Origin of the sequence: Methylobacterium sp. 2A, assembly GCF_009806555.1 — a bacterium.
Taxonomy (GTDB): domain Bacteria; phylum Pseudomonadota; class Alphaproteobacteria; order Rhizobiales; family Beijerinckiaceae; genus Methylobacterium.
The window spans coordinates 319,000-337,202 of the sequence record NZ_VUOK01000021.1; the positions used below are offsets into that span (position 1 = coordinate 319,000).

Sequence of the window (18,203 nt, forward strand, 5' to 3'; positions counted from 1 at the left end):
GTGTTTCCGCTGGGCGCAAGGGCCAACCGTGAACGAGCGACGCCATGCCGGGGCCGCGGCAACAGCGTCCGACGCGGCGCGCCGCAAAAAATCCGCGGTCGTGCCGCGATTCCCCGGTCGAACGGCGCTATAGGCCCTTGCAGACTGATGGGCAGACAGGAAACGGGACGTGAGGGATGATCTGATGGAAGATCGCGGTCAGACCATCTTCGTGGCGGGCCATCGCGGCATGGTGGGCTCGGCGATCGTGCGGTGCCTGGAGGCGCTGGGCCACGGACGCATCCTCACCGCCGACCGGCAGAGCCTCGACCTGACCGATCAGGCCGCGGTGCGCCGCTTCTTCGCCGAGAACCGCATCGATCAGGTCTACCTCGCCGCCGCCAAGGTCGGCGGCATCCACGCCAACAACACCTACCCGGCCGAGTTCATCCACGACAACCTCGTCATCCAGGCCAACGTCATCCACGCGGCCCACCTCGGCGGCGTCGACCGGCTGCTGTTCCTGGGCTCGTCCTGCATCTACCCCAAGCACGCGGAACAACCGATGCGCGAGGATGCGCTGCTCACCGGCGTGCTTGAGCCGACCAACGAGCCCTACGCCATCGCCAAGATCGCCGGCATCAAGATGTGCGAGAGCTACAACCGGCAGTACGGACGGCACTACCGCAGCGTGATGCCGACCAACCTGTACGGGCCCAACGACAACTTCCACCCGGAGAATTCCCACGTCCTGCCGGCCCTGATGCGCCGGCTGCACGAGGCGAAGGTGGCGGAGCGCCCGAGCGTGGCGGTCTGGGGCACGGGCCGGGCGATGCGCGAGTTCCTGCACGTCGACGACATGGCGCGGGCAAGCGTCTTCGTGATGGGCCTCGACGAGGCGGTCTACGCGGCCAACACCCGGCCGGACCTGTCGCACATCAATGTCGGCACGGGACAGGACTGCACGATCCGAGAGCTGGCCGAGGCGCTGGCGCGGGTGATCGGTTACGAAGGCCGCCTGGAATTCGACGCGTCGAAGCCCGACGGCACGCCGCGCAAGCTGATGGATGTGTCGCGGCTGGCCGCCATGGGCTGGCGGCCGGAGATCGGCCTGGAGGACGGCCTGCGCCGGACCTACGGCTGGTTCCTCCAGCATCAGGCCGACTTCCGCGGCTAGAGCGTTCTCCGGCGCGGCGGACACCGGCCCGGCGCAAGAGCGCGTCACGACGAAGGCCTGGAGTCGCGCCGGCTGGCAACGCGATCGGGCGGGTGGAGAGAGGGATCATGACCCAGCGGACGTCTGACGCCGACGCGCTCATCAGACGCCAGACCTTCGTGCGGCTCTTCCAGAACTTCGACGCCAACTCGCGTTTCCCGGCGCCCTACGTCCAGTTCGCCGGAAAGCCGCTGGCGTTCCAGCCGGACAGGGGGTGGCGCTACGACGGGCTCGGCTACTTCAACACAATGCACGCGGAGGCACGGCCCGCCTCCGAGACGCTGCGCGTCTTCCTCGTCGGCGACAGCACGCTGCTTGAGGGCCAGGTCTTCGCCGACACGGTGCCCGGCCGGCTCGAGACCGGGCTGAAGCGGACCCACGGCGAAGGGGCGCGGGTCTACAATTTCGGCGCGATTTCCGCCAACCTGAACCAGATGATCGCTCTGATCACGACACGGCTGATGGATCTTCAGCCGGACGTGATCCTGATCGTTGGCGGCGGGACTGACATCTTCCAACCGTGGAGCTTCGATCCGCGGGCGGGTTACCCGTTCAATCACTTCGCCAGCGAATGCCTGCACGATTACTTCTTCGACACCAGGCGCTCTGAGGCCGAGACGGAGGCGCTCTCCTACGAGAGCCTGCAGGCGATGATTTTCAATCGCCTGGAGAACCTGCGCGCGCTGACGAACTGGCAGTCCGATATCTGGGAATGGGAGGTGGTCCGCCACTTCGAGCTGTCGCTGAAGCGCCTCGCCCGACTCGCCCCCGGCATCGGCGCGCCGATTCGATTTTATCTCCAGCCCACCGTGGTGCGCAAAACCGAGCGGGTGGCCGAGGAGGCGAATGCCGCCTCAGGGTCCTTCCTGGCCTATCTCGACCGGCAGTACGATCGCTTCGAGGGCGTTCTCAACCGCCTCGACCTGGGTCCCGATACGCCTTTCGCGGTGCGGGATCTGAGCCGCCTGTTCGCGGATGATCGCCGCTTCCTGTTCACCGATATCGTGCACGTGACCTCCGAGGGCCGGCAGGTGATGGCGGAAAGGCTTCAGGCGGAGGTCTCCGCGTTGCTCGGCGCTCGAACCGGAGCTCCGGCCTGATCCATGGTGACGCCGATCGTCTTCATCGGGGACTCGATCACCGAGCAGTGGGGCAATGACCGCGCCGCGACCTTCGCGGAACATGGTCTCATCCCCCGCGGCGGATCGGGCCAGACCGCGCGCTGGATCACCATGCGGTTCCGCCGCGATCTGGAGGAGACCGGGGCAAAGGGCGTCCACCTGCTGTGTGGGGTGAACGATATCGGCCGCAACGAGGGGTTCTTCGTCCCCGCCGACGCAATCGCTCAAACCATCGCCGGCATGCTCGACGAGGCGCGGGCGATGGGCGTGAAGGCCTGGGTCGGCTCGATCATGCCGGCCGCCCGGATCCCGTGGAATCCGGCGGTACCGGACGCCCCGGCGATGATCGGCTCCGTCAATGCGTGGCTGCGCGACCACGCCCATGAGCACGGCGCGACCTACATCGACTACCACTCGGTGCTGGACGACGGGTCAGGCGGTTTGCGCCGGTCCTACGGCACGGACGGGCTGCACCTCAGCCCGGCCGGCTACAGGGCGATCGAACCGCTGATGCTCTCCGCCCTCGGCCGCATCCCGCCCGGCACGGCCACTGACGCCGCGCCGGCGCGCAGATCCCTGCGTGAGCGCATCGCCGCGCTGGTGCGCGGCAGCCGCTGATCAGACCCGGCGCACGGCCCCATGCGCGGCGCTGGTCGTCAGCATCGCGTAGGCGCGCAGGGCAGCGCTGACCTTGCGCTTGCGGGGCTTGGCGGGCTGCCAGCCGGCCGCCTCCTGCTCGACGCGTCGCCGGTCCAGCTCGCCCGCATCCACGTCGAGGCGGATGCTGCGGTTCGGGATGTCGATCGCGATGATGTCGCCGTCGCGCACGAGGCCGATCAGCCCGCCCTCGGCCGCCTCCGGGGAGACGTGGCCGATCGAGAGGCCGGAGGAGCCGCCGGAAAACCGCCCATCCGTCACCAGGGCGCAGGCTTTGCCGAGCCCCTTCGATTTCAGGTAGCTCGTCGGATACAGCATCTCCTGCATGCCGGGGCCGCCGCGCGGACCCTCGTAGCGGATCAGCACCACCTCGCCGGCCGTGACCTTGCCGTTGAGGATGCCGTCCACCGCGGCGTCCTGGCTCTCGAAAACCCGGGCCGTCCCGGTGAAGGTCAGGATCGAGGCATCGACGCCGGCTGTCTTCACGATGCAGCCCTGCTCGGCGAGGTTGCCATAGAGCACCGCGAGGCCGCCATCCTGCGAGTAGGCATGCGCGGCGTCGCGGATCACGCCGCCCTCCCGGTCGAGGTCGAGTTCGTCGAAGCGCGATTCCTGGCTGAACGCCACCTGGGTCGGCACGCCGCCGGGCGCCGCCCGGTAGAAGGTCTGGACCGAGGCGGCCGGCTCGCCGCGCACGTCCCACCGGGCGAGCGCGGCGCCAAGCGTCCCGGCCGAGACATTGCCGACGCTGGTGTCGATCAGGCCGGCGCGATCGAGTTCGCCCAGGATGCCCATGATGCCGCCGGCCCGGTGCACGTCCTCCATGTGGACGTTCGCCACCGCCGGCGCGACCTTGCACAGCACCGGCACCCGCCGCGACAGGCGGTCGATATCCGCCATCGTGAAGGGCACCTCGCCCTCGTGGGCGGCGGCCAGCAGGTGCAGCACCGTGTTGGTCGAGCCGCCCATGGCGATGTCGAGCGTCATGGCGTTCTCGAAGGCCTTGAGGCTCGCGACGGAGCGCGGCAGGACGCTCGCATCGTCCTGCTCGTAGTGGCGGCGGGCGAGATCGACGATCAGGTGGCCGGCCTCGACGAACAGGCGCTTGCGGTCGGCGTGGGTGGCGAGCACCGAGCCGTTGCCCGGCAGGGCGAGCCCCAGCGCCTCGGTGAGGCAGTTCATGGAGTTCGCCGTGAACATGCCCGAGCAGGAGCCGCAGGTCGGGCAGGCCGAGCGCTCGATGATCGCCACATCGGAATCCGAGATCCGGTCATCGGCCGCCGCGATCATCGCGTCGACGAGATCGACCTTCTTGGCGATGCCGGGCAGCTGCACCTTGCCGGCCTCCATCGGGCCGCCCGAGACGAACACGGTCGGGATGTTGAGGCGGAGCGTCGCCATCAGCATGCCGGGGGTGATCTTGTCGCAGTTCGAGATGCACACCATCGCGTCGGCGCAGTGTGCGTTGACCATGTACTCGACCGAGTCGGCGATCAGTTCGCGGGAGGGAAGCGAGTACAGCATCCCGTCATGGCCCATGGCGATGCCGTCATCGACCGCGATGGTGTTGAATTCCTTGGCGACGCCGCCGGCCGCCTCGATCTCGCGCGCGACGAGCTGGCCGAGGTCCTTGAGGTGAACGTGGCCCGGCACGAACTGGGTGAACGAGTTCACCACCGCGATGATCGGCTTGCCGAAATCGGAATCCTTCATGCCGGTGGCGCGCCAGAGGCCGCGGGCGCCGGCCATGTTGCGGCCATGGGTCGTGGTGCGGGAACGATAGGCAGGCATCGGCAGGTTCGACCGTTTCGAAGGTGCAGGGCTTCTGCGCTCCCGCCGGTGCGCCTGCAAGCGTCGCCGAGGGCCATGCATCCGTGGCATGCTCCCGGCGGATAGCGGGGTGGAGGCGAGAGCGCGCGATGCGACAGGTGGATTTCCTGCGGCGGGCCATCGATCAAGGTCAGGGCCGGGACGAGGCCGATCTCGCCCTGAAGGGCGGGCGGTTCCTCGATCTCGTCACCGGCGATCTCGTGGCGTCCGACATCGCGATCTGCGGCGACCGGATCGTCGGCACCTTCGGGACGTATCGCGGCCGGCAGGAGATCGAGATCGCCGGCAAGGTCGTGGTGCCGGGCTTCATCGACACGCATTTCCACGTCGAATCGTCGCTGATGCCGCCGCAGGAATTCGAGCGCTGCGTCCTGCCCCACGGCGTCACCACCGGGATCTGCGACCCGCACGAGATGGCCAATGTCCTCGGGACCGACGCCTTCCGGTGGTTTCTAGCCTCGGCGGAGACGCTGGCGATGGATCTGCGGGTGCAGCTCTCCTCCTGCGTCCCGGCGACCGACCATCTGGAGACCTCGGGCGCCCGGATCGACGCGGCCGACCTGCTGCCCTTCGCCACCCATCCGAAGGTGATCGGGCTCGCCGAGTTCATGAACTTCCCCGGGGTGCTCGCCGGCGATCCGGGTGTGCTGGAGAAGCTCGCGGCTTTCCAGGGCCGGCATATCGACGGCCACGCCCCGCTCCTGCGCGGCGAGCGCCTCAACGGCTACATCGCGGCCGGCATCCGCACGGAGCACGAGGCGACGACGCCCGAGGAGGCGCTCGAAAAACTTTCGAAGGGCATGACCATACTGATCCGCGAGGGCTCGGTCTGCAAGGATCTGCATGCGCTGGCGCCGATCCTGACCGAGCGGACCGCACCGTTCCTGGCCTTCTGCACCGATGACCGGAATCCCCTCGACATCGCCGAGGAGGGCCATCTCGATTTCGTCATCCGCACCGCCATCGCATTGGGCGCGCCGCCGCTCGCCGCCTACCGGGCCGCCTCCTGGTCGGCCGCCCGCGCCTTCGGCCTGCGCGACCGGGGCCTCGTGGCGCCGGGTCAGCGGGCCGACCTCGTAGTGCTCGACGATCTCGCGACCTGCGCGGTGTCCCGGGTCTTCGCCGCCGGACGGCCCGTCGAGGAGGCGCTGTTTGCCGGCCGCGCGCCCGTCGCACCGATCGGCCGCGGCAGCGTGCGGGCGCGGGCGGTGACGGCGGCGGATTTCGCCGCGCCCGGCTCCGGACCCTCGACGCCGGTGATCGGCGTCGTGCCGGGCCAGATCATCACCCTGCGCCACGACCTGTCCCTGCCCTATTCCAGGGGTGAGCGGCACGTCGATCTCGGCCAGGACGTGATCAAGGTCGCGGTCGTGGAACGCCACGGGCGCACGGCCCCGGGTGCGCGGGGGATCGGCGTCGCCTTCGTGAAGGGGTTCGGGCTGCAGCGCGGCGCCATCGCATCCTCGGTCGGGCACGACAGCCACAACATCACCGTGGTCGGCGTCGACGAGGCCGACATGGCGCTGGCCGTGAACCGGCTCGGCGCGATCGAGGGCGGTTTCGTGGTGGTGGAGGGCGGTTGCGTGCGCGCCGAGATCGCGCTGCCGCTCGCCGGCCTCATGAGCCTGATGCCGTTCGACGCGATCCGGCAGGATCTGATCGCCCTGCGGGCCGCCGCGCGAAGCCTCGGGGTCGTCCTGCCTGAGCCCTTCCTGCAGGTGGCGTTCCTGCCGCTGCCGGTCATCCCGCACCTCAAGATCACCGATCGCGGCCTCGTCGACGTCGATCGGTTCTGCCTGATCGACCCGTGAGTTTCGATTGCGCGCAATCTAATTCGCAGCTATGTAGCGGCGGCCGGCCCCTAGATGCCGACTCGCATTCTGCAACCGGAGATTCTCATGCCCGTCGACGTGAAGTACCGCACCACCGCTACAGCCACCGGAGGTCGCGACGGCACGGCCCGCAGTGCCGACGGCAGCCTTGACGTCAAGCTCTCGACGCCGAAGGAACTCGGTGGCGCGGGCGGTCCGGGTACCAACCCGGAGCAGCTCTTTGCCGCCGGCTACTCGGCCTGCTTCATCGGCGCCTTGAGGGTCGTGGCGCCCACGCTGCAGTTGAAGATCCCGGCCGACACCAGCGTGACCGCCGAGGTCGGAATCGGCCCGCGCTCCGAAGGCGGCTTCGGCATCACCACCGACCTGACGGTCAATCTGCCGGGCCTCGACCGCGCCGACGCGCAGAAGCTCGTGGACGCCGCCCACGAGGTGTGCCCGTACTCGAACGCCACCCGCGGCAACGTGAACGTCGGGCTCAAGCTCGCCTGAGGCCTTCGCCGGGCGGGTTTCGCTTCGGCGAAGCCCGCATCCGAGTCGAAACGGGTCCGCGCGCCAGCTTGAGCTTGCGGGCTCCGCCCGGCGCGGCCGGGTATGAACCCGCTCCGGGCACGGCAGGCCTCTCCGCCCCGCGACGGCGAGGAGGGAGCCCACGGACGGACCGGTGTCCGTCAGTACGAGCGCGGCAATCCGAGCACGTGCTCCGACAGGTAGGCCAGGATCAGGTTCGTGGAGATCGGCGCGACCTGATAGAGGCGCGTTTCGCGGAACTTGCGCTCCACATCGTATTCCTCGGCAAAGCCGAAGCCGCCATGCGTCTGGATGCAGACATTGGCCGCCTCGAAGGAGGCGTCGGCGGCGAGCATCTTGGCCATGTTGGCCTCCGCCCCGGGATTGGCGCCCCCCTCGTAGAGAGTCAGCGCCTCGCGGACCATCAGTTCCGCCGCCCGCATGTTGGCGTAGGCCCGGGCGATCGGGAACTGCACGCCCTGGTTGGCGCCGATCGGCCGGCCGAAGACCGAGCGCTCCCCGGCATAGGCTTTCGCCTTGTCGATGAACCACTTGGCGTCGCCCACGCACTCGGCGGCGATCAGGATGCGCTCGGCATTCATGCCCGACAGGATGTAGCGGAAGCCTTTTCCTTCCTCGCCGATCAGGTTCTCGGCCGGCACGCGGAGGTTGTCGAAGAAGACTTCCGTCGTGGCGTGGTTCATCATCGTGCGGATCGGCCGGATGGTGAGCCCGTTGCCCCGCGCCTTCCGCATGTCGACGAGGAGGACCGACAGGCCGTCCGTACGCTTCATGCCCTCGGTGCGCGGCGTCGTGCGGGCGAGGAGCAGCATCAGGTCGGAATGCTCGGCCCGGCTCGTCCAGATCTTCTGGCCGTTGACCACGTAGTGATCGCCCTCGCGCCGGGCCGTGGTCTTCAGACTGCCGGTATCGGTGCCGGAGGTCGGCTCGGTTACGCCGAAGGCCTGGAGCCGGAGGCGTCCCTCGGCGATGCCCGGCAGGTACTCGGCCTTCTGAGCCTCCGAGCCGTGCCGCAGCAGCGTGCCCATCGTGTACATCTGGGCATGGCAGGCTCCACCGTTGCAGCCCGAACGCTGCACCTCCTCGAGGATCGCGGCGGCGGCCGAGAGCGGGAGGCCGGAGCCGCCGTATTCCTCCGGGACGAGGACCGACAGGTAGCCGCTCTCGGTCAGCGCGTTCACGAACTCTGTCGGATAGGCCATCTCCCGGTCCAGCGCCCGCCAGTAGGGGCCTGGGAAGCCCGCACAGAGCTTCGCCACGGCTTCGCGGATCTCGGTATAGGCTTCCATTGCTGTCGCTCCTCAGGCGGTCCGGCCGCCATCGACCGGGAGATCGACGCCGGTGATGAACTCCGCTTCGTCCGAAGCGAGGAACAGGGCCGCCGCCGCGATGTCGCGCGCCTCCGACATGCGGCCCAGCGGGATCGTCGCGATGAACCGTTCGCGGTTCTCGGGCGTGTCGGGCACCCCCATGAACTGTTCCAGCAGCCCGGTCGCGCCCATCACCGGGCAGAGGGCGTTCACCCGGATCTTCCAGGGCGCCAGTTCCAGCGCCAGCGACTTGGAGGCGAGGCTCGCCGCGCCCTTCGAGGCGTTGTACCACGTCAGCCCGGGGCGCGGCCGCAAAGCCGCCGTCGAGCTGACGTTCAGGATCACGCCGCCGCCCTGATCGCGCATCAGCGGGGCGACCGCCCGGACGAAGTGGAAGATCGACTTCACGTTCACCCGGAACACGCGGTCGAACTCCTCCTCGGTCACCTCCATCAGCGGCTTGTTGCGGTGGGTGGTGCCGGCATTGTTGACCAGGATGTGCGGAACGCCGAACCGCTCGCGGGTCGCCGTGACGGCGGCCTCGACCTCGGCGGCGTTCCCGACATCCGCGCCGATCGCGAGCGCGTTTGCGCCGATCTCCGTCGCCACGCGCTCGGCCGCCGCCCGGTCGAGGTCGAGGCAGGCCACGCGGGCGCCCTCCCCGGCGAAGCGGCGGGCGATGCCCGCTCCGAAGCCGCCGCCGGCGCCCGTCACGATCGCGATCTTGCCGTCGAGTCTCATCGTTCCCTCCCCTGTCGCGCTGGTCAACGTGCCGCAAATTCCGCGCGGATGCGCGCGCTGTGCTGGCCGATTTCCGGAACCGGACCGAGTGCCCGCGCCTGCCCGTCGATCAGCACCGGGGGCGCCACGATCTGGGCGGTGCCGCCGGGCGTCTCGACCGGGGCGCGCAGCAGGGCGGGGTGGGTGGCGAGGTCGGCGAGCGTGTTGACGAAGCCGTAGGCGGTGCCGGCCTCCTTCAGCCGGGCCGCGGCCGCATCGCGGGTGAGGCGCGCCAGGGTGTCGGCGATGCGCCGGTCGACCGTCTCCCGGTTGGCCACGCGGGCGGTGTTCGGCGCGTAGCCCTCGGCGGTGGCGAGACCGGGTTCGTCGAGCACCACCGCGCAGAAGCGGCCCCATTCGCGCTCGTTCTGAATCGAGATCAGCACGAGGCTGTCATCGGCGGTCGGGAAGGCGCCGTAGGGGCAGATCGACGGATGGGCGAGGCCGACCCGCTGCGGCACCCGGCCGGTGCCTTCGAAGTAGAGGAGCGGCACGTTCATCCAGTCGGCCGCGCCGCTGAACAGGCTTACCTCCAGCGCGCAGCCCTGCCCCGTGATGCCTCGGGCGATCAGCGCCTCCAGCACGGCGGCATGGGCGTCCATCCCGCAGGCGACGTCGCAGACCGAGACGCCGACCCGGCCGGGCCCCGCAGGATGGCCGGTGATGCCGGCGAGCCCGCTCTCAGCCTGGACCAGCAGATCGTAGGCCTTCATGTCGCTGTAGGCGTGGCCGGCGCCATAGCCGGAAATGTCGACGGTGATCAGGCGGGGATGGCGCGCGCGCAGCTCCGCGGACCCGAAGCCCGCGCGGGCGGCGGCGCCGGGGGCGAGGTTCTGCACGAACACGTCCGTCCGCGCGAGGATCGCGTGGAGGAGGTGCGCATCCGCCGGATCCTTGATGTCGGCGACGAGGCTCTCCTTGCCGCGGTTGAGCCAGACGAAGTAGCTCGACAGACCGTGGACCGCCGCGTCGTAGCCGCGGGCGAAGTCGCCCTCCGGGCGCTCGATCTTGATGACCCGCGCTCCGGCATCGGCGAGCCGCGAGGTGCAGTACGGGGCCGCGACCGCCTGCTCCAGGGCCAGAACGGTCAACCCTCGCAGCGGCAGGTTCTGGCTCATCCGCGTCCTTCGAGTTCAGGGCTTGCCGGCCTGGCGGGGCTCACTGGAATTGGCGGCTTGTGCCAAGCGGAGTGGCTTTACAAGGGCGCGGGGTCGCGGTCGCGTGAGGGTCAGCCGCCGCCGTCACCGCGCGCGCAGCGGAGACGGCGGCTCGGTTCAAGCCTCACTCCGCCGCCCGCAGCGTCGGCGGCCCGCGGACTTCCTCCAGCGGCTCGACCTCGGGTTCGTCGAGGGCGGCTTCGACCGCCGCCGGCTTGTCCGGGTAGGAGAAGCGGTGCGCGAGCCGGTCGAGGTAGATGTAGATCACCGGCGTCGTGAACAGCGTCAGGATCTGGCTGACTGCGAGGCCGCCGACCATGGCGTAGCCCAGGGGCTGGCGGATCTCGGAGCCGGTCCCGTGGGCGAACATCAGCGGGATGCCGCCGAGCAGCGCCGCCATCGTGGTCATCAGGATCGGGCGGAAGCGCAGCAGGGCGGCCTTCCGGATCGCCGCTTCGGGGCTGATGCCTTCCTCGCGCTCGGCCACGATCGCGAAATCGACCAGCATGATGCCGTTCTTCTTCACGATGCCGATCAACAAAATGATGCCGATCAGCGCGATCAGGCTGAAATCGAACCCAGCCCACATCAGCACCGCCAGCGCGCCGACGCCGGCCGAGGGCAGCGTCGACAGGATGGTGATCGGGTGGATGAAGCTCTCGTACAGGATGCCGAGGATCAGGTAGACCACGAACAGGGCTGCCAGGATCAGCAGCGGCACGGTCGAGAGCGATTGCTGGAAGGCCTGCGCGGTGCCCTGGAAGCCGCTCGACACGGTGGGAGGCACCTGCAAGTCCCGCATCGCCTGCGCGATCGCCTCGGTGGCCTGCCCCAACGCCACGTCGGGCGCGAGGTTGAAGCTGATCGTCACCGCCGGGAACTGGCCCTGGTGGTTCACGGCGAGGGGCGCCACCGGCACCGTCGTCCAGTGGGCGAAGGCCGCGAGCGGCACCTGACCGCCGCCATTCGGCGCCTTGATGTAGATCTTGTCGAGGCTCTCGACGCTGCCCTGAAGGGCCGGCAGCACCTCCAGCACCACGTGGTAGCTGTTGAGCTGCGTGAAGTACTGCGCGATCTGCCTTTGGCCGAACGCGTCGTAGAGCGTGTCGTCGATGAGCTGGGGTGTGATGCCGTAGCGCGAGGCGGCGTCGCGATCGATCGACAGGGTCAGCGTCGTGCCGCGGGTCTGCTGGTCTGTCGCGACATCGCGCAGCTGCGGCAGGGTCTTCATCGTGTCGAGGATCTTCGGCGCCCAGGTGTTCAGCTCGGCGAGATCCGGATCCTGCAACGTGTACTCGAACTGCGTCCGCGAGGTGCGGCCGCCGGTGCGCACGTCCTGCGTCGCCTGGATGAAGGTCCGGATGCCCTCGACCTGATCCAGCTTCGGCCGCAGCCGGCCGATCACCTGGAAGGCGTTGACGTCGCGGTCGTCGCGGGGCTTCAGCGTGATGTACATGCGCCCGGAATTCAGCGCCTGCCCGTTGCCGCCGAGGGACATGCCGACGGTGGCCACCGCGGGATCGGCCTGCACGATGGCGCCGACCTTCTCCTGCAGGGTCTTCATCGCCGAGAACGAGATGTCCTGGCCCGCCTCGGTGACGCCGATCATGAAGCCGGTATCCTGCTGCGGGAAGAAGCCCTTCGGGATCGCCACGAACAGGTAGCCGGTCAGCGCCAGCGTGGCGAAGAAGACCAGCAGCGTGACTTTGCGGAAGCGCAGGGCCACGTCGAGGGCGTCCGCGTAGACCGACAGCAGCCAGTCGAATCCGGCTTCGCTCATCCGGTAGAGGCGGCCGTGCCGCTCCGCGCCGTGCGGCTTCAGCAGGCGCGAGGCCATCATCGGGGTCAGCGTCAGGGACACGAAGGCCGAGACCGCGATGGTCATCGACAGCACGACGGCGAATTCGCGAAACAGCCGGCCGATGATGCCGCCCATCAGCAGCAGCGGGATCAGCACCGCGATCAGCGACACCGAGATCGACACGATGGTGAAGCCGATCTCGCCCGCGCCCTTGAAGGCGGCCTCCATCGGCCGCATCCCCTCCTCGACGTAGCGGCTGATGTTCTCCAGCACCACGATCGCGTCGTCGACCACGAATCCCACCGAGATGGTGAGCGCCATCAGCGACAGGTTGTCGAGGGTGTAGCCCGCCATCCACATCAGCGCGCAGGCGCCGAGCAGCGCGAGCGGCACCGTCACGCTCGGGATGACGGTCGCCCAGAAGCTGCGCAGGAAGACGAAGATCACCGCCACCACCAGCACGATGGTGAGCAGCAGGGTGAACTGCACGTCCTCCACCGAGGCGCGGATCGTCTGGGTGCGGTCGCTCAGGATGTCGATCCTGATGCCGGCCGGCAGCGTCGCGGTCAGGCGCGGCAGCTGCGCCTTGATGCTGTCCACCGTGTCGATCACGTTGGCGCCCGGCTGCTTGAACACCACGAGGAACACGCCCCGCTTGCCGTTGGTCCAGCCGGCCTGCTTGGTGTCCTCGGGCCCGGCGACGGCCTGGCCGATGTCGCGCACGCGCAAGGGGGCGCCGTTCTGGTAGGCGACGATCACGTCGTTCCAGTTCTTCGCGGCCGTGAGCTGGTCGTTGGCGTAGATCGTGTAGCTGTGGCTGCCGCCGTCGATACTGCCCTTCGGGTTGTTGACCGTGGTCAGGCTGAGCTGCGTGCGGACATCCTCCATCGCGAGGTTCTTGGCCACGAGCTTGGCGGGATCGAGCTGGATGCGGATCGCCGGCTTCTGCTGGCCGCCGATGAAGACCTGCGCGACGCCCGAGATCTGGCTGATGCGCTGGGCGAGCTGCACGTCGACCGCGTCATCCACGTCGATCAGCGGCATCGTGTCGGAGGTGGCCGAGAGCAGGAGGATCGGCGAGTCGGCCGGGTTGACCTTGCGGTAGGTCGGCGGGCTCGGGAGATTTTTCGGCAACTGGCCGCCGGCGGCGTTGATCGCCGCCTGGATGTCGCTCGCAGCGCCGTCGATGTTGCGGTTCAGATCGAACTGGACCGTGACCGTCGAGATCCCGAGGGAACTCTGCGACGTCATCTGCGAGACGCCCGGGATCTGTGAGAATTGCCGCTCCAGGGGCTGCGCCACCGAGGACGCCATGGTCTCCGGGCTGGCGCCGGGGAGCTGCGCCGTCACTTGGATCGTCGGGAAATCGACCTGCGGCAGCGGCGCGACGCCCAGCAGCGGATAGGCCACCACCCCGAGGAACAGGATGCCGACCATGATCAGCGTGGTCGCCACCGGGAAGCGGATGAAGGGCGCGGAGATGCCGCCTTTCATCTCCGGCCCCCGTGCCTGTGCCGGTCCGTCCGGCAGGTCTTCCGGCGCATCAGCGGTGCGCCTCCACCTGTTGTGCGGGACCGGATGCCTGCGCCGCCCCTGTGGCATGGGCCTCCGCGACGAGGCTGCCGTCCTGCACCTTGTACTGGCCGGCCGTGATCACGCGCTCGCCGGGCTTCAGGTCGCCGCCGAGAATCCGGGTGCGGCCCGAATCGGACCGGCCGGCCTTCAGCGAAATCTGATGCGCGTGGTCGGACCCGTCCACCACGAAGACGAACAGCCCGTCGGGTCCGTGCTGGATCGCGTTGTCCGGCACCGTGGCGGCGCGTGCCACGACGCCCACCCGCATCTTGGTTGAGACCGACAGGCCCGGCCACAGCGCGTGGTTCTGGTTCTCGTACACGGCCTTGAGCCGGATGGTGCCGGTCGCGGTATCGACTTGGTTGTTGAACAAGGCGAGCTTGCCCTCCGCGAGCTTGGTGAGCCCGTCCGTACTCCAGGCCTCGACCGGCACGTCACCCGTCCGCATGGCCGCGGTGATCGCGGGGAGCTGATCCTCCGGTGCGGTGAAGACCACGAAGATCGGCTCGACCTGGGTGATCGTCACGATCGGGGTCTGGCCCGCGGCATTGACGATGTTGCCGATATCGACCTGCCGGAAACCGGTCACGCCGGCGATCGGCGCGCGGATCGTGGCGTAGCCGAGCTGCGTCGCGGCATTGTCGATGGCGGCCTGATCGGAGGCGACCTGCGCGGTCAGCTGCGCGACGAGCGCACTCTGCGTCTCGGTCTGCTGCCGCGACGCGTAGGCGCCGAGACCCGTGTACCGGACGAGGTCCGCCTTGGCGTTGTTCAGGTTCGCGGTGTCCTGCTCCTTCTTGGCCTTCGCCTGATCCAGCGTCGCCTGATAGGTGCGCGGGTCGACCTGGACGAGGACGTCGCCCTTGTGGACAGTCTGCCCCTCGCGGAACGCGACCTGCTGGATCTCGCCGTCGACCCGGGTGCGGACCTGAACGGTGTTGTAGGCCTGTACGGTGCCCAGCCCGTTCGACACGAGGGCGAAGGGTCCCTGCTCGACGGTTCCGAGCGTCACCGGCACAGGGCGCGGTGCGGCTGCCTTCGGCTTGACCGCGGGCTGCGTGAAACGCGTGTATCCGTAGGCCCCGCCGCCTGCGGCGGCGAGCAGCATGATGAGCAACGCGAATCCGCGGCCCCGCTTCGGCCTCCTGCCGGCCGACCGCCGCGTCTCGCTTCCGCCGGGAGCCGCCTCGATCTCATCGGATCGAGATGCGGCGCGATGATCCCCATCGTCGCTCAGCATGCGCTCACATCCGCCCCTCGAGCCGCCTGCCGCGCCCCGGAATACTTTGCATTCAATAGCATACAATCCCGGCGATCGACACCGATGCGAGACACCGAGTTCGTCGCGCGCCGGCCCAGCGTCCTGATGCAGGCACAGCCAGCGAGCGGCGCCCCGGCCCGTCGCCGCGCAGTCGCGGTCCACCCTCCTGAAGGGGCCGGGCAGGTGCAAAGTCGAAGGCCGCGGAGTAGCGTCAGCGCCGCCGCCGGATGACAGCGGCCGCACATCGCCACGACCGGCGCGGCGCGGCCCGTTCGGTTGCACGCGTCTCCCCGCGCGCACCGCGTTCCCGACGAGCGCCACCTGCACGACCCATTGCTGAGACCAGAAACCCGCATGGCCCAGACGCTGGAACTGGACGGCCTGAACGAACTCCGCGCCGCGCTCATCGAGGAGCGGCAGATTATCGTGGCATCGGTCCGGAAGCTCCGCCAAGCGCGGCGGCAGAAGGGCACCTTCGTGCTGGGCGATGGATCGGAGGCCGGACCGCGCTTCGTGGAAGTGCAGCGACAGATCGATGTGGTCGAAGCCGTCATCGCCACGTTGACCGAGTCCCAAACCTGACGCGCTGCGCCCGCGAAGGGCCCGTCGGTTCGGGCGCCGACCGCACCGGGCGAGCTTGCGTATGGTGCGCCGGTGTCCAGGATGTTTCTGTCATGACGCGGCGCAGAAATAATTTCGATGGTTTCCCGAAGCCGGAGGCTGTTGCCGTGCAGACGACATTGGGCATTCGTCTCGCCGCCATCCAGCCTCATCACAGATCCGTGTTGTTACGATTTCGCGATCCGCACCCAGCAGGCCCGTTCATCTTCCGCTTTGCTGTCCGCAGCGCCTCGGCATCATCGTGTAGGACGGGGCGCGGTGCGAGACGGCCAGAATCCGGGTGACGATGATGGTTCTTTGTCGGTTTCCCAGGGGCGTCGCGGGCTGGACCGGCCGGCATGCGGCCTGTAGCGGACGGCACTTCTAGGCATGGAATACCGACGATGGACGCCATCGAGACAACCGCATCGCCCCGTGATGCCGACGGGCGCGACGCTCTTCAGCGCGATGCCGAGACGGTTGCCCTCTGGCTCGCCCTCGACGCGGATCGGCGGGCGCGCGACGAGCGCACGGAGCGGCTGCGCGCGATGCGCCTGATCGGCGGTGAGGACGACAGCGCCTGATCAATCCTCGTGCGGAAACGCGTCTCCGACGCGGGCAGCGAGCGCATACCCGACCGCCATGGCCATGGCCTCCGCCTGAGCGATGAGCGTCGGATCCCCAACCTCTCTGGCCGCCTGGAGGAGTTCGACGGCGTGGCGTCCGAGGCGCAGGTCGGTATCCGCATCGTTCGCGCGGACTGATGCACCGTCGGCGTCGTTCTGGAATCGATCAATCATTGGCATGGCTTGAGCTGCGGGAGAGTGCGGCGCCGAAGGGCGACGAGGCGGCGATCCAGGCTTGCGTGCTCATCACGTCCCCGAAGGCGCGCAGAACGGCGCTCACCGAGCGGTGGATGTCCGCGGCGGCGATCCCGTCGAGGCCGTGGCTCGCCGAAGCGTCGCTGAGAAAGGTGATGTCCTGACCGCGATGGTAACCGTCGATCGCGGTGGCGAGGCAGGCGGCCTCGCCCGCAAAGCCGGCGATGACGAGCGGCGGACAGCCCCGTTCCATCACGTCCGCGAAGGATGGGCTGGCGTAGCAGGACGGCCGATCCCGATCGAAGATCATGTCGCAGCCCTGCGGCTCGAAACCCTCGATCCAGCGGGCAAAGCGCGTGCCGGCCTGGAACAGGGGCGCCCCGATCCAGCGGACATAGGCGACCTGGATCCCGCTCTCGCGGGCATGATCCAGGGCGAGCCGGCAATTCGACAGGGCCGGGCCGATGCTCGGGAGTGCCAGCGGCCGGCCTTCGATCTCGTATTCCTGCTGCATGTCGACCAGCACCAGCACCGGGACGCTGCGCGGCCGCCGATAGAGCGCCGGATTGATCTGGCGCATCACGAGGCGACCTTGTTGTCGACGGACGGCCGAGTCACGGCGCGCGTCCGCGAGCGGTCGAGCGCCCCGGCCCTGTGCCAGCGGCCCTCGGGCCGAATGATCACGTAGGGATCGACGCCGATGCCGATGGCCTGGGGATGGCGCTCGGCTTCGAGCAGCATCTCGACATAGTCGAAGTCGGAGAAGACCAGCTCCTGCGCGCCCTCGAAGACCCGGAAGCCGAAGCGGCTCCAGAAGCCGACGAGGCGCTTCTGGGCATGCCCGTAGAGGCGGCGATAGCCCTTCACCCGCGCGAGTTCGATGCCGGCTCGGACCAGGGCGAAGGCCATGCGGGTGTTGCGGTACTCGGCCCGCACCGCCAGCCGCTCGATCTTGGCGAAATCGGCGAAGAAGCGGATGCGCAGGCAGCCCGCGGGCTCATCGCCGACATAACCGATCAGATGGGTGGCCGAGAGGTCGTTGCCGTCGAACTCCTCCTCGTAGGGGCAGGCCTGCTCCGCCATGTAGACGGCGGAACGCAGGGCAATGACACGGGACAGATCCTCCATGCTCCGCGCCACGGCGACGCTGGTGCCGCTCAGGCCGGGGCGATGGCTGTCGTAGATCGGCGCCGCCTCGGGCTTCGCTCCACGGGCGAAGTGATAGAGGCCGCCCTGCAGGGGGTTCGGCGCGACAAATCCCAGCGTCGTCAGGAGCGCCGCGCCCTCCGGAGTCGCGGCCCGGGCGTAGAAATCGACACCCTGATAATTCGGGCTGGACAGGCGATCGAAGACCAAGCCGACGCCGCCGGCCAGCCGCCGGCGCGCGTAGACGGCCCAGACATAGATGCCCGCCGGACGTTCGTGCTGGCCCGCCAACATCGCCACCGGCGGATCGCCGGCATCGAAGGTCCCGGCCTTGAGCGCGGCGAGGCCGTCGGCGTTCAGCATCAGACAGGCGACGAAGCCCTCGCCCCGCGGCGCCGCGGCATCGAACCTGTGCCGCTGCGCGATCGCCCAGACGCTATCCGGGTTGCGCGACATGACCCGCTGCACGGCCGCGAGCGGCGCAAGATCCGGCAGGTCGGTCCGCGCGGCCTTGATGAGCCTGTCGAGATCCGTCGGCATGGGCATGAAGACGACGAGATGGCGGGCGAGACGATCGATGCGGATC

Annotated in this window: 16 protein-coding genes; 7 read left to right on the forward strand and 9 right to left on the reverse strand. The window is 68.9% G+C overall.

Translation table 11 applies throughout. The annotated features are described in order from the left end of the window. Positions 1-184 precede the first annotated feature (184 nt). From FVE89_RS12510 to FVE89_RS12520, 3 genes are all read left to right on the forward strand, one after another. Complete coding sequence (locus FVE89_RS12510) at positions 185-1,156, forward strand: GDP-L-fucose synthase (protein WP_160534266.1); 972 nt, start codon at positions 185-187, stop codon at positions 1,154-1,156. A 107-nt stretch (positions 1,157-1,263) separates the two neighbouring features. Next, positions 1,264-2,295 (forward strand): SGNH/GDSL hydrolase family protein, encoded by a 1,032-nt coding sequence (locus tag FVE89_RS12515; protein ID WP_160534267.1) that lies wholly within the window; start codon positions 1,264-1,266, stop codon positions 2,293-2,295. A gap of 3 nt (positions 2,296-2,298) precedes the next feature. Beyond that, positions 2,299-2,934, forward strand: a complete 636-nt coding sequence (locus FVE89_RS12520) for a GDSL-type esterase/lipase family protein (RefSeq protein ID WP_160534268.1) — start codon at positions 2,299-2,301, stop codon at positions 2,932-2,934. On the opposite strand, the gene ilvD is transcribed toward FVE89_RS12520, so the two are convergent. Then, positions 2,935-4,764 (reverse strand): dihydroxy-acid dehydratase, encoded by a 1,830-nt coding sequence (gene ilvD / locus FVE89_RS12525; protein ID WP_160534269.1) that lies wholly within the window; start codon positions 4,762-4,764, stop codon positions 2,935-2,937. A 128-nt stretch (positions 4,765-4,892) separates the two neighbouring features. Between ilvD and ade the strand changes: the two genes are divergently transcribed. Continuing rightward, positions 4,893-6,614: an adenine deaminase gene (ade, locus tag FVE89_RS12530; protein WP_160534270.1), complete on the forward strand. Its 1,722-nt coding sequence runs from the start codon at positions 4,893-4,895 to the stop codon at positions 6,612-6,614. Between the two features lie 87 nt (positions 6,615-6,701). Beyond that, the gene (locus tag FVE89_RS12535) at positions 6,702-7,127 is read left to right on the forward strand and encodes an organic hydroperoxide resistance protein (protein ID WP_160534271.1); all 426 of its coding nucleotides are present in this window, start codon (positions 6,702-6,704) and stop codon (positions 7,125-7,127) included. Positions 7,128-7,306: 179 nt separating this feature from the next. On the opposite strand, the gene FVE89_RS12540 is transcribed toward FVE89_RS12535, so the two are convergent. The 5 genes from FVE89_RS12540 to FVE89_RS12560 all read right to left on the reverse strand — a co-directional run bounded on the left by FVE89_RS12540 (position 7,307) and on the right by FVE89_RS12560 (position 15,029). Beyond that, positions 7,307-8,455 carry an acyl-CoA dehydrogenase family protein gene (locus FVE89_RS12540; RefSeq protein WP_160534272.1) on the reverse strand — a complete coding sequence of 383 codons (1,149 nt, stop codon included), beginning with the start codon at positions 8,453-8,455 and terminating at the stop codon, positions 7,307-7,309. Positions 8,456-8,467: 12 nt separating this feature from the next. Then, a complete protein-coding gene (locus tag FVE89_RS12545) occupies positions 8,468-9,217 on the reverse strand; it encodes a glucose 1-dehydrogenase (RefSeq protein ID WP_160534273.1) in 750 nt (249 codons plus the stop codon). A 23-nt stretch (positions 9,218-9,240) separates the two neighbouring features. Beyond that, complete coding sequence (locus FVE89_RS12550; RefSeq protein ID WP_160534274.1) at positions 9,241-10,374, reverse strand: CaiB/BaiF CoA-transferase family protein; 1,134 nt, start codon at positions 10,372-10,374, stop codon at positions 9,241-9,243. A gap of 163 nt (positions 10,375-10,537) precedes the next feature. Beyond that, positions 10,538-13,708 carry an efflux RND transporter permease subunit gene (locus FVE89_RS12555; protein ID WP_160534275.1) on the reverse strand — a complete coding sequence of 1,057 codons (3,171 nt, stop codon included), beginning with the start codon at positions 13,706-13,708 and terminating at the stop codon, positions 10,538-10,540. A gap of 49 nt (positions 13,709-13,757) precedes the next feature. Continuing rightward, complete coding sequence (locus FVE89_RS12560) at positions 13,758-15,029, reverse strand: efflux RND transporter periplasmic adaptor subunit (RefSeq protein WP_160534276.1); 1,272 nt, start codon at positions 15,027-15,029, stop codon at positions 13,758-13,760. A 375-nt stretch (positions 15,030-15,404) separates the two neighbouring features. On the opposite strand from FVE89_RS12560, the gene FVE89_RS12565 reads away from it, so the two are divergent. Next, positions 15,405-15,632 carry an HOOK family protein gene (locus FVE89_RS12565; RefSeq protein ID WP_160534277.1) on the forward strand — a complete coding sequence of 76 codons (228 nt, stop codon included), beginning with the start codon at positions 15,405-15,407 and terminating at the stop codon, positions 15,630-15,632. A 422-nt stretch (positions 15,633-16,054) separates the two neighbouring features. Next, the gene (locus FVE89_RS30510; protein ID WP_202130791.1) at positions 16,055-16,234 is read left to right on the forward strand and encodes a hypothetical protein; all 180 of its coding nucleotides are present in this window, start codon (positions 16,055-16,057) and stop codon (positions 16,232-16,234) included. Here the strand turns inward: FVE89_RS30510 and FVE89_RS30515 are convergent, their stop codons facing one another. The 3 genes from FVE89_RS30515 to FVE89_RS31670 are packed head-to-tail and all read right to left on the reverse strand — an operon-like array spanning position 16,235 to position 18,163. Then, positions 16,235-16,450, reverse strand: coding sequence for a hypothetical protein (locus FVE89_RS30515; RefSeq protein WP_202130792.1), 216 nt, complete (start codon positions 16,448-16,450; stop codon positions 16,235-16,237). After that, positions 16,443-17,051: a cysteine hydrolase gene (locus tag FVE89_RS12570; RefSeq protein WP_202130742.1), complete on the reverse strand. Its 609-nt coding sequence runs from the start codon at positions 17,049-17,051 to the stop codon at positions 16,443-16,445. Before FVE89_RS12570 ends, FVE89_RS30515 begins: the two co-directional genes overlap by 8 nt. Beyond that, positions 17,051-18,163 (reverse strand): GNAT family N-acetyltransferase, encoded by a 1,113-nt coding sequence (locus FVE89_RS31670; RefSeq protein ID WP_342389870.1) that lies wholly within the window; start codon positions 18,161-18,163, stop codon positions 17,051-17,053. The genes FVE89_RS12570 and FVE89_RS31670 overlap by 1 nt, the downstream gene beginning before the upstream one ends. Positions 18,164-18,203: the final 40 nt, after the last annotated feature.

What these genes read in the sequence shown, in the direction of transcription:
- ade (WP_160534270.1), top strand. Translation starts at nt 4,893, where the DNA reads ATGCGACAGGTGGATTTCCTGCGGCGGGCCATCGATCAAGGTCAGGGC.
- FVE89_RS12570 (WP_202130742.1), bottom strand. Translation starts at nt 17,051, where the DNA reads ATGCGCCAGATCAATCCGGCGCTCTATCGGCGGCCGCGCAGCGTCCCG.
- FVE89_RS12535 (WP_160534271.1), top strand. Translation starts at nt 6,702, where the DNA reads ATGCCCGTCGACGTGAAGTACCGCACCACCGCTACAGCCACCGGAGGT.
- FVE89_RS12520 (WP_160534268.1), top strand. Translation starts at nt 2,299, where the DNA reads ATGGTGACGCCGATCGTCTTCATCGGGGACTCGATCACCGAGCAGTGG.
- FVE89_RS12550 (WP_160534274.1), bottom strand. Translation starts at nt 10,374, where the DNA reads ATGAGCCAGAACCTGCCGCTGCGAGGGTTGACCGTTCTGGCCCTGGAG.
- FVE89_RS12545 (WP_160534273.1), bottom strand. Translation starts at nt 9,217, where the DNA reads ATGAGACTCGACGGCAAGATCGCGATCGTGACGGGCGCCGGCGGCGGC.
- ilvD (WP_160534269.1), bottom strand. Translation starts at nt 4,764, where the DNA reads ATGCCTGCCTATCGTTCCCGCACCACGACCCATGGCCGCAACATGGCC.
- FVE89_RS12565 (WP_160534277.1), top strand. Translation starts at nt 15,405, where the DNA reads ATGGCCCAGACGCTGGAACTGGACGGCCTGAACGAACTCCGCGCCGCG.
- FVE89_RS30510 (WP_202130791.1), top strand. Translation starts at nt 16,055, where the DNA reads ATGGACGCCATCGAGACAACCGCATCGCCCCGTGATGCCGACGGGCGC.
- FVE89_RS12515 (WP_160534267.1), top strand. Translation starts at nt 1,264, where the DNA reads ATGACCCAGCGGACGTCTGACGCCGACGCGCTCATCAGACGCCAGACC.
- FVE89_RS12540 (WP_160534272.1), bottom strand. Translation starts at nt 8,455, where the DNA reads ATGGAAGCCTATACCGAGATCCGCGAAGCCGTGGCGAAGCTCTGTGCG.
- FVE89_RS12510 (WP_160534266.1), top strand. Translation starts at nt 185, where the DNA reads ATGGAAGATCGCGGTCAGACCATCTTCGTGGCGGGCCATCGCGGCATG.
- FVE89_RS12555 (WP_160534275.1), bottom strand. Translation starts at nt 13,708, where the DNA reads ATGAAAGGCGGCATCTCCGCGCCCTTCATCCGCTTCCCGGTGGCGACC.
- FVE89_RS31670 (WP_342389870.1), bottom strand. Translation starts at nt 18,163, where the DNA reads ATGCCCATGCCGACGGATCTCGACAGGCTCATCAAGGCCGCGCGGACC.
- FVE89_RS12560 (WP_160534276.1), bottom strand. Translation starts at nt 15,029, where the DNA reads ATGCTGAGCGACGATGGGGATCATCGCGCCGCATCTCGATCCGATGAG.
- FVE89_RS30515 (WP_202130792.1), bottom strand. Translation starts at nt 16,450, where the DNA reads ATGATTGATCGATTCCAGAACGACGCCGACGGTGCATCAGTCCGCGCG.